Annotated in this window: 14 protein-coding genes; 1 reads left to right on the plus strand and 13 read right to left on the minus strand. The window is 66.1% G+C overall.

The annotated features are described in order from the left end of the window. Positions 1 to 18: 18 nt before the first annotated feature. From G3574_RS18635 to G3574_RS18685, 11 genes are all read right to left on the minus strand, one after another. Positions 19 to 759 (minus strand): sulfite exporter TauE/SafE family protein, encoded by a 741-nt coding sequence (locus tag G3574_RS18635; protein ID WP_163966600.1) that lies wholly within the window; start codon positions 757 to 759, stop codon positions 19 to 21. 74 nt (positions 760 to 833) lie between these two features. Then, positions 834 to 1,769, minus strand: a complete 936-nt coding sequence (locus tag G3574_RS18640) for an ACP S-malonyltransferase (protein WP_163966505.1) — start codon at positions 1,767 to 1,769, stop codon at positions 834 to 836. Next, positions 1,766 to 2,647 (minus strand): triphosphoribosyl-dephospho-CoA synthase MdcB, encoded by an 882-nt coding sequence (gene mdcB, locus G3574_RS18645; RefSeq protein WP_163966508.1) that lies wholly within the window; start codon positions 2,645 to 2,647, stop codon positions 1,766 to 1,768. Before mdcB ends, G3574_RS18640 begins: the two co-directional genes overlap by 4 nt. Further along, positions 2,640 to 3,347, minus strand: coding sequence for a malonate decarboxylase holo-[acyl-carrier-protein] synthase (gene mdcG / locus G3574_RS18650; RefSeq protein WP_163966510.1), 708 nt, complete (start codon positions 3,345 to 3,347; stop codon positions 2,640 to 2,642). The genes mdcB and mdcG overlap by 8 nt, the downstream gene beginning before the upstream one ends. Then, entirely contained in the window at positions 3,310 to 4,026 is a 717-nt protein-coding gene (gene mdcE, locus G3574_RS18655) for a biotin-independent malonate decarboxylase subunit gamma (protein ID WP_163966514.1), read from the minus strand. Before mdcE ends, mdcG begins: the two co-directional genes overlap by 38 nt. Then, positions 4,023 to 4,922, minus strand: coding sequence for a biotin-independent malonate decarboxylase subunit beta (locus G3574_RS18660; RefSeq protein ID WP_163966518.1), 900 nt, complete (start codon positions 4,920 to 4,922; stop codon positions 4,023 to 4,025). The genes mdcE and G3574_RS18660 overlap by 4 nt, the downstream gene beginning before the upstream one ends. After that, positions 4,919 to 5,230 carry a malonate decarboxylase acyl carrier protein gene (mdcC, locus tag G3574_RS18665; protein ID WP_163966521.1) on the minus strand — a complete coding sequence of 104 codons (312 nt, stop codon included), beginning with the start codon at positions 5,228 to 5,230 and terminating at the stop codon, positions 4,919 to 4,921. The genes G3574_RS18660 and mdcC overlap by 4 nt, the downstream gene beginning before the upstream one ends. Next, the gene (gene mdcA, locus G3574_RS18670) at positions 5,230 to 6,891 is read right to left on the minus strand and encodes a malonate decarboxylase subunit alpha (protein ID WP_163966523.1); all 1,662 of its coding nucleotides are present in this window, start codon (positions 6,889 to 6,891) and stop codon (positions 5,230 to 5,232) included. The genes mdcC and mdcA overlap by 1 nt, the downstream gene beginning before the upstream one ends. After that, positions 6,892 to 8,241 (minus strand): TRAP transporter large permease, encoded by a 1,350-nt coding sequence (locus tag G3574_RS18675; protein ID WP_163966526.1) that lies wholly within the window; start codon positions 8,239 to 8,241, stop codon positions 6,892 to 6,894. Beyond that, entirely contained in the window at positions 8,238 to 8,795 is a 558-nt protein-coding gene (locus G3574_RS18680; RefSeq protein WP_407941685.1) for a TRAP transporter small permease, read from the minus strand. Before G3574_RS18680 ends, G3574_RS18675 begins: the two co-directional genes overlap by 4 nt. Continuing rightward, a complete protein-coding gene (locus tag G3574_RS18685) occupies positions 8,792 to 9,817 on the minus strand; it encodes a TRAP transporter substrate-binding protein (RefSeq protein WP_163966531.1) in 1,026 nt (341 codons plus the stop codon). The genes G3574_RS18680 and G3574_RS18685 overlap by 4 nt, the downstream gene beginning before the upstream one ends. Positions 9,818 to 9,982: 165 nt before the next feature. Between G3574_RS18685 and G3574_RS18690 the strand changes: the two genes are divergently transcribed. Continuing rightward, on the plus strand, positions 9,983 to 10,651 hold the full coding sequence (locus tag G3574_RS18690) for a GntR family transcriptional regulator (protein ID WP_163966533.1): 669 nt from the start codon (positions 9,983 to 9,985) through the stop codon (positions 10,649 to 10,651). Between the two features lie 28 nt (positions 10,652 to 10,679). Here the strand turns inward: G3574_RS18690 and G3574_RS18695 are convergent, their stop codons facing one another. Both G3574_RS18695 and G3574_RS18700 read right to left on the minus strand, forming a co-directional pair. Further along, positions 10,680 to 11,258 (minus strand): transporter, encoded by a 579-nt coding sequence (locus G3574_RS18695; protein WP_235953512.1) that lies wholly within the window; start codon positions 11,256 to 11,258, stop codon positions 10,680 to 10,682. A gap of 393 nt (positions 11,259 to 11,651) precedes the next feature. Next, complete coding sequence (locus G3574_RS18700; RefSeq protein ID WP_163966536.1) at positions 11,652 to 12,248, minus strand: IMPACT family protein; 597 nt, start codon at positions 12,246 to 12,248, stop codon at positions 11,652 to 11,654. Between the last annotated feature and the right edge of the window lie 255 nt (positions 12,249 to 12,503).

Consider the following 12,503-nt stretch of genomic DNA (forward strand, 5'->3'; position numbering starts at 1 on the left):
GGCCAGCGAAGGTCCGGCTCAATGAATCGGCTTGACGAACAGGCCGATAGTCAGCGCCACCCCGATGCATACGATCGCCACCCGCAGCACCTTCTCGTTCACGCGATGCAGCGCCCACGACCCCATCAGTCCGCCGACGATCGCCCCGCCGCCGAGAATGAGCGCCTGCGGCCAGTGTAGTTGCGGCGAAGTCACGAAGAAGGCGACCGCGGCCGCATTCATCACGCCGGCAAGGACGTTCTTGGTGGCACCCGCATGCCGCGTCGGCACGCCGGCCATGGTCAGCGCCGCCAGCATCAGGAAGCCGATGCCGCCGCCGAAATAGCCGCCGTAGATGGCGATGAAGAATTGCGCGACCCCGGTGGCGACAGGCCCGAGGTGAACCGGCTCCTCGCTGTGCTTGCGGAAGAAGCTGCCCCAGGCGAAGACGGTGGTGGCGAACAGCACCAGCCAGGGCACGAGAAGCGTGAAGACGCTGGACGGCGTCTTGAGCAGCAGCAGTCCGCCCAATGCGCCGCCGAGCACGCTGACGGCAAACAATGCCTTGAAGGATAGCGATCCGGCGCCGCTCACCAGCTTCCGTCCCGCGAGGCCGGTCGTGACCTGGCCGGGGAAGAGCGCGACGGTGGACGTGATGTTGGCGGCGAGGGGCGTCATGCCCGACAGGATGAGCGCGGGCAGGGTGACGAAAGAGCCGCCGCCGGCGAGGGAATTTTGGAGGCCGGCCCACAAGCCGGCCAGGAAGAGAAGTGCGAGCAGCATTGGCGACGAAAGAGAAAAGATGAAATGGTAATGTGTTACGGGAACTGCCGCTTGAGGGCGCTGGCGGGCCTTTATTCCAGGGCTCGCCCCATCCACTGGATTGCCCCGTCGACCGTGCGGAAATCGCAGACCGAGCGGCAGGCAATGTGCGGGTGCGCCTGTCGCAGCATGCGCGAGAGCGCGCTCGCCGGACCGAGTTCGAAAGCCGCCGTCACCCCGGACTCCGCGACGGCATCGAGGCAGTCCTTGAAGCGGATGGGTTCGGCAAGCTGGCGCGACAGCGCATTCGCGCCGGCGTCGGCAGACGTGAGCCGCTCCGCGTCGACGCCGGCAATGACCGGAATGCCGGCATCGCGCAGCAGGGAACCCAGCATCGCATGAAAGGGAGCCTGTGCCGGCTGCATCAGCGGCGTGTGGGAGGCGACGTTCACCGGTAGGACCGTCAGCTTGCCGGCTTGCCGCTCGACGACCTCGCGCAGTGCGGGTAACTGGCGCTGCAGGCCACCCACGATCACGCTTGCCGGCGTCTCGATCGCAAGCGAGAAGCCGGTCTGCGCCAGGACGCCGTCGAGAAGTTCGCCAGGCAGGCCGGATACCGCCGCCAGAGCCTGGACGGGGCCGCCGTCGGCGCAGTCCGACATGAGCGCCGCGCGGCGTCGGGCAAGGCTGATCGCTTCGTCCGCATCCAGTCCGCCGGCGACGGCCCAGGCGCTGAGTTCGCCGACGCTGTAGCCCACCACCGCTGCCGGCGTCGGCAGCGCGTCCTTGAGCGCGATCCAGGTGGCGAGCGTCGAGGCAACGACGAGCGCCTGGGCGGACCGATTGTCGAACAAGGCCTGCGGATCGCGCAGCACGTCGTCGAGGCTGGCTCCGGCGTGGCCGCATGCGGCGGGAAGATCCCAGCGCGACAGGGCCGCGCGGGCAGTTGCATGCTGGCGGGCGAAATCGAACATGGCAGCATGCTGGCCGCCCTGGCCCGGGCACAGCAGGGCAAGGCGGCCGCTCATGGATGGTTGGACGACACCGATCGCGTCGCTTCATGCACGAAGGTGGCGGCAGCCAGCAGGTCCGCCGCACCGCCGGGCGAGAGGCGCTTCGCGACGAAGCGCCGGTGGCAGGCGATTGCCTGCGCTTCCCAGTCAGGCTGCGCGGTGCCGCCCGCCGCCAGAAAGGCGTTCGCTTCCTGGCGCACGAGGCGCGCGCCTTCAAGGCCGCCGCGATGGTAGACGTTGGTATCCTCGAGCCCGGCCATGAGGGCGAAGAAGGCATCGACGCGCGCGCAGCGCCAGCCGCGACCGCCGTTCAGCGTGGCGCGCAGGCGCGGCAAGGCGATCTCGAATACCGCGGGAAAGCCCGCCGCCGCTTCGTCGCGCGCGCCGCGGATGCCGTAGCGCGCGCGGGCCAGCGCGCCATGGCTGCGGTCCGGTTCACGATGGTCCGCGAGGGCGGCGCCCCAATGACTCAGCAAGGCATCGCGGATGTCGCCTGGTTCAGGCCTGCTGGAAGGCATGCGCGATGCGGCGGCTGCCGCGCACAGCATGCCGAGGGTGAAGATGGCGCCGCGATGCGTGTTGATGCCGCCGGTGGCGAGCAGCATGCGCCGCTCGGCATCCATGCCAAGCTGGCGCAAGGCGGCGAAGGGCGCCAGTTCCGCACCGGCGCGCGCGATGTCGGCGAAATAGGCGCGCAGGGAAAACAGGCTGCGCACGAAGGTGGAGGCATCCATGTCCTCATGGCTGCCGGTGTCGACCAGCGATACCAAGCCAGGCTTGGGATACAAGGTCACTTCCTCGTACAGGTGACGGACCGCGAGGCGCGCGAGTTCACGCGGAGCGCGGCATGGCGCCGGCAGCGATGGCCCTGGCCTCGGCAAGGCGTCAGCCATGATTGCCTCCGAAGGTGTCGAGCGTTTGAAGCAACCGGGCCGGCGGCAGCAAGGCCACCGTATCGATCGACTTGGCGAGCACGCGCGACCCTGCCGCCAGTTTGTCCAGGATGGCCCACTCCTTCCACGCCACCGCATTGCCGTCCGGGAACATAATTTCCCCATCCAGCGGCAGGGCGCCGGCATGACGGCGTAGCAGGGACACGAAGCCGTCGAGCTGGCCGCGCGTCGCCGGGCGGCAAAGCAGGTCGATGTCCGATCCGGCGCCCAGGCAAGGGAGACCGGTGATGGCCTGCATTGCCACGGAGCCGAACATGGCCAGGTCGAGTCTTTCCGCGGCGGCCTCGTCCAGCAAGGACCGGAAGGCTGGATGCCATGTATCCGGAATGGCGCCGGCCGCATCCGCGAGGGCGCGCGGCGGTTGGACGGTCACGATGTCATCGATGGCAGCGCGCAACGCGATGCGGATCTTCCGGCCTTCGCGCGGCGGACCGGCGATGGCCAGGGCGACCTCGTTTTCTAGCATGCCAGGCTCGCGCCGACGCACGATCAGAGGAAATGCATTGTCACGCCACTGGCGCAGGATGGTGTCCCCGTCCTGGCCGGTTTGCGCAGAGGCATCCATTGCCCGCTGCCAGCCCCTGGCCGACAGCCAGGCGAGGTCATGCCGGTTGTACATCGCCGCCCGTGCGTACCGCATCGGTGACGGTCGCCGCGAGGCGCCGGCCGCCGCGTTCCGCGCCGAGGGCCGCGCGCCGGTCGGGGCCGCCGGCCCGCGCAATCGCGGCTTCGAGGCAGGCGGCGAGGTCGTTTTCCCAGATGGCTTCCACGCCGCCCATCCGCACATAGTTGCTTGCTCCGGGGGCGAACACCGGATTGCTCCTGGCAAGTTCGGTCAGGCGTTCCTCCGGCACCTTGGTGATGCGCGCCATGGCGGGCAAGCCCATGACGCGGATCGTGGATTCCGGCAACGCATAGCAGGCGTCGGCCATCAGTCCGCTGGTGATGAAGCCGCCCGACAGCGCCTGGTCATAGACCAGGGCGACCACGGGATGGCCGCGCCGGCGGGCGATGTCGACGCATTTGCCGAGATGCGCCATGTAGCCGTTGATGCCCAGCATTTCGTCGCGGTGGCGCAGCCTCTGGCCTTCGGTGTCCACCAGGATGACGATGGGCCGCTTCGGATGATCGCGCACGGTGTCGAGGATCACCCGGGCCTGCGCCAGCGCGATCTCCACGCCGATGGGCACGTGGTCGGTGGTGCCAACGACGCACACGGTCTGCCCGCCCACGCTCGCCGTGCCTTGCAGCATATGCTTGCTTTCCTCGATCGCATGACCGGACGGGAACAGGGCGGATGCAAGTTCTTGCCAATTCATGCGCCGACTCCTTCGCGGAAAGGCTTTGCCACGCCGAGGAATTCCTCGGCTTCCAGCATGGGAATGGTTTCCGGCCGGGGTACGCCGAGCGCCTGCCAGATTTCCAGCGGGTCGCGCATGCCCTCGAAGCGTTCGAGGCGGCTGGCAAGCTGGGCATGTTCGCGTTCCAGCGCTTCCAGCGTCAGCGCGGCGTCGCGCTCGCGGGCGGCAACGACGGCCTCGCGGGCAGCCTGGCGGAAGGCGCCGGTGTCGTCGGCGACGAGGGTGGTCGCGTCGCCGAGGAGGTAACGATGCTTGCCGCCGGTGGTGCGCCAGACGAGGGCGCGGTCGCGCGAGTCGAATTCCTCGACGCCGGCCGCGGTCTCGATGACTTCCGGCCCCGACATGGCGAGCCGTCCTTCCTCGGACATGAGGATGGCATTGGTGCAGCGGGCTACGATGCCCATGCCGCCGAAGCAGCCGTTGGCGCTGCCGATGAGCGAGATGACCGGCACGCCGGCGTCGCGCGCGTCGAGCACGGCGCGCATGACTTCCGAAACCGCGATCAGGCCGGCGTTGGCTTCATGCAGGCGCACGCCGCCGGTATCGAGCAGCAGCAGCACCGCGTCGGCGCGCTCGTCGACCGCGCGCCGCAGCAGCCCGGTGAGCTTCGCGCCATGTACTTCGCCGACCGCGCCGCCCATGAATCCGCCTTCCTGCGCGGCGGCAAACACGGTCATGCCATCGAGCTTGCCTTTGCCGACGACCACGCCGTCGTCGAAGGAGACCGGCGAATCGAGCTGGGCAAGATGAGGGCTGACCACGCGCCGCGCGGGCGGCAGGAATTCCTCGAAGGTGCCGGCATCGAGCACGGCGGCGATGCGTTCGCGCGCGCTTGCTTCGCGGTAGCTGCTCATGTCGTCGCTCCCATGGCCATCTCCGCCGCCTGGTCCATGCGCAGGCTGACCACGGCAGGAGTGGCGCCCATGTCGTTGACCGCGATGCGCGTGTCGGCAAGCCGCCAGCGGGCATGGAAGTCGGCCATGACGGCTTCCCAGATCGTCCCGAAGCCATGCGCCGCGGTGTGGATTTCGATGTCGCAGGCGCCGGCGAGCGGCGCGTGCTCGATCAGGATCTCGAGGTTGCCCGAGCTGACGACGCCGACCAGGCGCGCGTCGCGCACGGCCTTGTCGCCACCCGAGAAGGTGAAATGCAAGGTTTCCATTACCAGCTCCGGAATTGCCTGGGCGGCTTGTACAGGCCATGCGAAGCCCGCACCAGGTCTTTCATGTTCTTTGCGGCCAGCAGGTCGCGCGTGGCATCGCGCTTGTTGATGCCGAGGTCTTCCGGCCGGCGGATGATGCCGCGGTCGCGCAGGTTCTCGACCATGCGCCGGTCGCGCCCCATGCCGACGGGCGTGTAGCCCGCCACGCCGCGGATCGCCTGTTCGCGCTCTTCCTCGTTGCGGCACAGCAGCAGGTTGGCGATGCCTTCCTCGGTCAGGATGTGGGTGACGTCCTCGCCGTAGATCATCACCGGCGGAATCGGCATCCCGGCCTGCTCGCCGACCGTCCAGGCATCCAGCCGTTCGACGAAGGCGGGCGCCATGTGTTCGCGGAAGGTCTCGACCATCTGCACCACCAGCTTCTGCCCGCGCGGCATGAGCCTGCTTCCTTCGCGCGACTGCGCCCCGGCCTTGAGCCAGGCGGCGCTCGAGTGACGGCGGCCGCGCGCATCGGCGCCCATGTTCGGCGCGCCGCCGAAGCCGGAGATCCGGCCGAGGGTGGCGGTGGATGAATTGCCCTGCAGGTCGATCTGCAGGGTCGAGCCGATGAACATGTCGCAGGCGTAATGACCGGCTACCTGGCACATCGCGCGGTTGCTGCGCATCGAACCGTCCGGCCCGACGAAAAACACGTCCGGCCGCGCCCGCACGTAGTCTTCCATGCCGAGTTCGGAGCCGAAGGAATGCACCGACTGCACGAAGCCGGCTTCGATGGCGGGAATCAGCGCCGGATGCGGATTCAGCGCCCAGTGGCTGGCGATCTTGCCGCGCAGGCCGAGCGATTCCGCATAGGTCGGCAGCAGCAGTTCGATGGCGGCGGTGTCGAAGCCGATGCCGTGGTTGAGCCTTTCGATCGCGTATTCGCCGTAGATGCCCTTGATTGCCATCATGGCCATCAATACCTGGATCTCGGAGATGAGGGCGGGATCGCGGGTGAACAGCGGTTCGATGTAATGCGGCTGCGGCGCCTTCACCGCGAAGTCGACCCAGTCGCTGGGCACGTCGACGCGCGGCAGTTCGTCGAGCACCTCGTTGACCTGTGCGATGACGATGCCGTTGCGGAAGGCGGTCGCCTCGACGATGGCCGGCGTATCCTCGGTGTTCGGGCCGGTGTAGAGGTTGCCCTTGCGGTCGGCGGCCTGCGCGGCGACGAGGCATACGCGCGGCGTGAGGTCGATGAAGTAGCGGCCGAACAGCTCGAGGTAGGTATGGATTGCGCCGATGTTGAGCTTGCCGGCGGCCACCAGCCGGGCCAGGCGAGCTGCCTGCGGTCCGGAAAAGGAAAAGTCCAGCTTGCTGGCGATGCCCTTCTCGAAGATGTCGAGGTGCTGCGGCAGCGCCAGCACGGATTGCAGCATATGCAGGTTGTTGACCCGCTGCGGATCGAGGGCGGTCAGGGCCTGGGCGAGAAAATCCGCCTGCTTCTGGTTGTTGCCCTCGATGCAGACCCTGTCGCCGCTTTCGATCACCGCGTGCAGCAGGTCGGCGACGCGGCCGGTAGCGACCAGCTTGCCGGCGAGCGCGTCGCCGAGGCTGGCGCGCGCACGCTCCAGGCGGCGCGCCCGGCTGCTGCGTTGAGTATCCCAGTCAGCCCGCGTCATTTATTTCACTCCCATCACCATGTTGGGCAGGCCGGTCGAGATTTCCGGGAAGACGCACAGCAGCACCACGGCGACGAGCATCAGGCCGACGAAAGGCATCACGCCCCAGATGACGTCGCGCAACGGAATGTCCGGCGCAATGTTCTTGATGACGAAGATGTTGAGCCCGACCGGCGGATGGATCAGTCCCATCTCCATCACGATGGTCATGACGATGCCGAACCAGATCAGGTCGAAGCCGGCGTCGCGCAGGGGCGGCAGGATGATCGGCGCGGTCATCAGGATGATCGACACCGGCGGCAGGAAGAAGCCGAGCACCACCACCATCAGCAGGATGACCGCGAGCAGCACCCACTTCGAGAGATGCAGGCCGACCACCCATTGCGCCGCCGACTGGCTGATATGCAGGTAGCTCATCACGTAGGAGTAGAGCAGCGACATGCCGATGATGAACAGCAGCATGGTCGATTCCTTGATGGTGGAGCTGAGGATCGGCGCGACGTCCTTCGGTTTCCAGATGCGGTAGACCGCCGCCATCAGGGCAAGGGCGAGCAGGGCGCCGAGGCCGGCGGTCTCGGATGGCGTGGCGTAGCCGCCGTAGAGGGCGATCATCACGCCGATCAGCAGGACCACGAAGGGCAGCACGCGCGGCAGCATTTCGACTTTCTGCGGTAGCGTGAAGTGTTCTTTCTCGAGATAGGCCGAGGCGGTGCCGCTGGACTGGTAGGCGGCATAAGCCATGCGGTATTCCTTATGGGCGCGGTACACGGCATAGCCGGCGAACAGCGCCACCAGCAGCACGCCCGGGCCGATGCCGGCCAGGAACAGGCGGCCAAGCGATTGTTCGGCGGCCACGGCGTAGAGGATCATTGTGATCGACGGCGGCAGCAGGATGCCCAGGGTGCCGCCCGCGGCGATCACGCCGGCCGCGAAGCCGGGCGAATAACCGCGCTTGCGCATTTCCGGGATGCCCGCCGATCCGATGGCGGAACAGGTGGCGGGCGAGGAACCGGCCATCGCGGCGAACAGCGCGCAGGCAAAGACATTCGCAATGGCAAGGCCGCCGGGCACCTTGTGCAGCCACACGTGGATGGCCGCGTACAGGTCCCTGCCGGCCGGCGACTTGCCGATGGCGGCGCCCTTCAGGATGAACAAGGGTATGGAGAGCAGCGTGATGGATGCCATCTCTTCGTACACGTTCTGCGTGACGGTATCCAGAGACGAGGCGGGCATGAAGAAGTACATGAACACGGTCGCCACCGCGCCGAGCGCGAAGGCGATCGGCATGCCGGAGAACATGATCACCAGCGTGGCGACGGCGTAAAGCATGCCTATGGTAAGCGGACTCATGGGGCGGTCTTCCGTTGCGTCAGTTGGGCGGCGATCTGCAGCAGGATCTGCAGCGTCAGCAGGGTCATGCCGAAGGCCATCAGGGAGTAGGGGATCCACAACGGCGATCCGAGCGTGGACGACGTGGTCTGGCCTTCGTTCAGCGCCTCATGGAACAGCGTCCATGATTTCCAGGAAAAGAACGCGCAGAACAGAAGGGAGAACAGGTCGACCAGGAACAGCCTGACGCGATTGACCGACGGCGGCAGGATGGACGACAGCGCCTCGATGCCGATGTGGCCGCGCGCTCCCTGCACCCAGGCGGCGCAGATGAAGGTTGCGCCGACCAGCATGAACACCGCCACCTCGTCCTGCCAGTCCGTGGCGGAACGGAACAGGTAGCGGGTGACCACGGAGTAGGTCAGCACCAGCGAGGTTGCGATCATCGCCAGCATGGAGAGACGCATGAGCAGTCGGTTCAGGAGGTCGAGCGCCGCGCCGGCGGCACCCACCGCCGGGTTTGACGGCGGCGCGGCCGGCTTGGCCGTCTCCAGCTCGAAGCCGTGCGCGCTCACAGGGTCTTCTCCGCGAGCTTGAGCAGCTTGGAGCAGTTCTCGTTCTTGCCCGCGAAATCCTTCCATGCCGTGGTGCGGGCGATGTCCTGCCAGCGCTTGACGGTGGCGTCGTTCAGGTCTACCACCTGCGCGCCCGCCTTCTGGTACACGTTCGCCACCTGCACGTCATCGGCCTTCGCCGCCTTCAAGGCGAACGCTTCCATCTCGGCGCCCACCGCCATCACCGCCGCCTGCTGGTCCTTGCTCAAGCGGTCGAACGCGGCCTTGGACATCATCAGCGGTTCCAGCATGAACCAGTAGGACTTGCCGCGCCCGGTCGTGAGCGCCTTGGATACTTCCTCTAGGCGGAAGGAAATCAGCGAGGTGGACGACGTGAGCGCCGCATCCATCGCGCCGGTCTGCATGCCGGCATAGATTTCATTCGAGGGCAGGGTCACCACGGCGGAACCCGCCTCCTTCAGGATCATGTCCATCTCGCGCGAGCCGCCGCGTACTTTCAGGCCCTTGGCGTCGGTAGGTTCGACGATGGGCTTGCCGCGCGACGCCATGCCGCCCGCCTGCCAGATCCAAGACACGATGACGACGCCCTTCTCGTTCAGGATGCGCGAGAGTTCCTTGCCGACTTCCGCGTCCTTCCATTTCGCGCCCTGCTCATAGGAGGTGACGAGTCCGGGCATCAGGCCGATGTTGGTCTCTGGCACCTCGCCGCCGGCATAGGACAGCGGCACCAGCGACATGTCGAGCGCGCCCTTGCGCATGGCGGAGAACTGCGCGTTAGTCTTCATCAGCGACGAGCCGGGATAGATTTCGAACTTCAGGCTGCCCTTGGTGCGCTTTTCCACTTCGGCGGCGAACATGCGCGTCAGGCGATCGCGGAAGTCGCCCTGTTCCATCGTGCCGCCCGGGAACTGGTGCGAGATCTTGATGGTGGTGGTCTGCGCCATGGCCGGCAGGGACATCAGGGAAGCGGCGGCGATGGCAGCACCCGCGCTCAGAACGAAACGACGCTTGATGGAAAACATGGTCTCTCCTAGTTGTTGGACTGTCGAACTGTCATACCGCAGGACAGCTGTATTTAAATACGGAAACGGGTCTTTTGTATGCCCGTCTTAAGTTTGTGTATACAGGATGCGATGAAGTGCATACAATGTCAACAGGTTTTGAGAATTCAATCGATCGGCCCTCCCATGAAAAAACTTTCCGATTTGCTCCGTGAAAAGATCGAGGAAAGGATCGTGACCGGCGACCTGGCGCCGGGCGCTTCGCTCGACGAGACGGCCCTCGCCGAGGAGTTCGGCGCCTCGCGCACGCCGCTCCGGGAAGCCTTCATCCAGCTCGCGTCGAGCGGCTTGATCATCCTGCGGCCACGGCGCAGCGCCATCGTGGCGCAGATCGGGCCGCAGCAGCTGGTGGAAATGTTCGAGGTGATGGCGGAATTCGAGGCGATGTGCGGCCGGCTCGCGGCGCGCCGCATGTCGCCCGCCGAGCATGCGGCCCTGCTGAGCGCGCACGATGCCTGCCGCGCCGCCCGAGACATGCAGGACCCCGACGAGTACTACTACCGCAACGAGGTATTCCATTCGCTCATCTACGCCGGCAGCCACAACGCCTTCCTGGCGGAGCAGGCGCAGAACCTGTATCGCCGGCTTAGTCCTTACCGCCGGCTGCAGCTTCGCGTGCGCGGCCGCATCGGCAATTCCTTCGACGAGCATGATGCCGTCGTCAAGGCGATCCTGGAGGGGCGGGGCGACGATACCGCCGAACTGCTGCGCCGGCACGTCGCGATACAGGGCCAGCGTTTCGCCGACCTGGTGGCGACCCTGAACACCATGCAGCAGCAGGCCGCATCCGCCTGAAGGCGAGCCGGGCGGACTGCCATCAATCTCAACGCTGCCGGTCGGGCGCCAGCGTCCTGTAGGGCGGCGTTCCGGCCGTTCCCTGCATCAGGTCGAAGAACACCTGGTCGACATCGGGCAGGGATGACAGCAGCGTTTCGAGGCGTCCCCGGCTCGCGGCGCCCGAGGTGCAGCCCTGCACCCAGACCATCCTGCGGTTAACCATCACCCACAAGCTGTCCTTCGCGAAGCCAGGTGCGCCGGCGAATCTCTCGCGCACATGCCTGGCGATGTCCGCGTCGAATGCATAGGCATTCGCATGCTCGCATTTCCCGGCCAGCCAGCAGCTCGTGCCGCGTTCCACGCGTCCATGGGACTCGGCAATCTTTTCCGCTTCGGTGCGGAACGGACCACGCGGAACCGGGCATTGCGGCAAGCCATTGCTCACTTGGAAGAAGGGATCGTTGAACCAGTTCTCGACCATGTCGGCGCGGGCCTGAGCCGTCGCAATAAGTAGCGCGGCGCATGTCAGCGCGAGCCTGCGCGAGATGCTTGGACGTCGTGCGCGCGCGACGGATTGCGCGTCGATTTCGTACCGGCCGGGCATGCAAAAGTTGGGTCGGAGCATCGTATCTGACAGTGAGGAAACGTGAGAAAAAAGAATGTGCTTCATCGCCTTGACAATACCGTTCAACGGCGTAGTATGCACCTCACCTGACGCGTTCAAACGTGCCAAAACATCCTTTGGACGATCTACGCGCATTGGTTGGAAAGTGTCATGGCGGGAGCGATCGTCGCTTGCCGATGAACCCGAAGCCATGCCGGATCCGACCCCTTGAACCCATGGTTCGAGGGTGCTGGCAACGTGCGGCAGGTAAAACAAACGGCCCGCAACCATGCGGGCCGTTTTCATTTCCGGCGACGTTTGCAGCCATGTTTTTCACGGTGTCCGCAAGCGTGTCCGGCGAGGCCGCGCGATGTCTGCGCACCGGTGGTCAATACCGCCGTTCAGTCATCCCATTCAGTCATCTCGTTCGACGAAGCGGCAACGCCCGCGCGTCAGTTCCAGCAGCTGTTCGCGCGCCTTCTCCAGGTCCGCCAGCGGCATGCGCATCGTCAGCCTCGCATGCGTTCCATGCGCGCTGTCCAGCAGCGCATGGCCGCTCGATTCGATCCAGTGCCTGATCCTTGCCTCTTCGGCGTAATCCACGTCGACCGTCAAGGTCGCCTGCGCGATCCGCGGCGCGAGTTCCGCCTTCTTGAGCGCGCTCGCCACCGCGTCGGCATAGGCGCGCACCAGGCCGCCCGCACCCAGCTTCACGCCGCCGTAGTAGCGCACGACCGCCGCGAGCACGCCATCGAGATCATGGTGGCGAAGCACATCCAGCATCGGCCTGCCGGCAGTGCCGGACGGTTCGCCGTCATCCGACATGCCGGACTGTCCGCCCGCCAGCAGCGCCCAGCATACATGCGCCGCGCCGCGGTGTTCCGCGCGCAGGGCGGCCACGATGGACAGGGCCTCGTCGCGGCTGGCGACGGGCACGACGAGGCCGATGAACCGGCTTTTCTTGATTTCGGTGTCGGAGCCGACAGGGCTGGAAAGGGTGAAGGAGGGCATGGGCATAGTGTAACGGGGAGGCGCGGTCGCCGTGCCAATGCCGCCGGGCGGATTTTCTTGCTGGCTACCCTCCGTCGGTCTACTCCCGTGCCAGAGCGACAAAAAACCCCATCAATCCCGAGAAAAACTGTCGAGAATGGCCCTTCCTTGCAAAATTGGGATTGCTTTTGAGGTCAAGTCTTATATAAGATATGAGAGTTGAATCATTTCCGGCGAACATTTCCAGAAGTCATGTTGAATTCGCCATCCCGCCAC

Origin of the sequence: Noviherbaspirillum galbum (assembly GCF_010974945.1) — a bacterium.
GTDB classification, from domain to species: domain Bacteria; phylum Pseudomonadota; class Gammaproteobacteria; order Burkholderiales; family Burkholderiaceae_D; genus Noviherbaspirillum; species Noviherbaspirillum galbum.

What these genes read in the sequence shown, in the direction of transcription:
- G3574_RS18640 (WP_163966505.1), bottom strand. Translation starts at nt 1,769, where the DNA reads ATGAGCGGCCGCCTTGCCCTGCTGTGCCCGGGCCAGGGCGGCCAGCAT.
- mdcB (WP_163966508.1), bottom strand. Translation starts at nt 2,647, where the DNA reads ATGGCTGACGCCTTGCCGAGGCCAGGGCCATCGCTGCCGGCGCCATGC.
- mdcG (WP_163966510.1), bottom strand. Translation starts at nt 3,347, where the DNA reads ATGCGGTACGCACGGGCGGCGATGTACAACCGGCATGACCTCGCCTGG.
- mdcE (WP_163966514.1), bottom strand. Translation starts at nt 4,026, where the DNA reads ATGAATTGGCAAGAACTTGCATCCGCCCTGTTCCCGTCCGGTCATGCG.
- G3574_RS18660 (WP_163966518.1), bottom strand. Translation starts at nt 4,922, where the DNA reads ATGAGCAGCTACCGCGAAGCAAGCGCGCGCGAACGCATCGCCGCCGTG.
- mdcC (WP_163966521.1), bottom strand. Translation starts at nt 5,230, where the DNA reads ATGGAAACCTTGCATTTCACCTTCTCGGGTGGCGACAAGGCCGTGCGC.
- mdcA (WP_163966523.1), bottom strand. Translation starts at nt 6,891, where the DNA reads ATGACGCGGGCTGACTGGGATACTCAACGCAGCAGCCGGGCGCGCCGC.
- G3574_RS18675 (WP_163966526.1), bottom strand. Translation starts at nt 8,241, where the DNA reads ATGAGTCCGCTTACCATAGGCATGCTTTACGCCGTCGCCACGCTGGTG.
- G3574_RS18685 (WP_163966531.1), bottom strand. Translation starts at nt 9,817, where the DNA reads ATGTTTTCCATCAAGCGTCGTTTCGTTCTGAGCGCGGGTGCTGCCATC.
- G3574_RS18690 (WP_163966533.1), top strand. Translation starts at nt 9,983, where the DNA reads ATGAAAAAACTTTCCGATTTGCTCCGTGAAAAGATCGAGGAAAGGATC.
- G3574_RS18695 (WP_235953512.1), bottom strand. Translation starts at nt 11,258, where the DNA reads ATGCTCCGACCCAACTTTTGCATGCCCGGCCGGTACGAAATCGACGCG.
- G3574_RS18700 (WP_163966536.1), bottom strand. Translation starts at nt 12,248, where the DNA reads ATGCCCTCCTTCACCCTTTCCAGCCCTGTCGGCTCCGACACCGAAATC.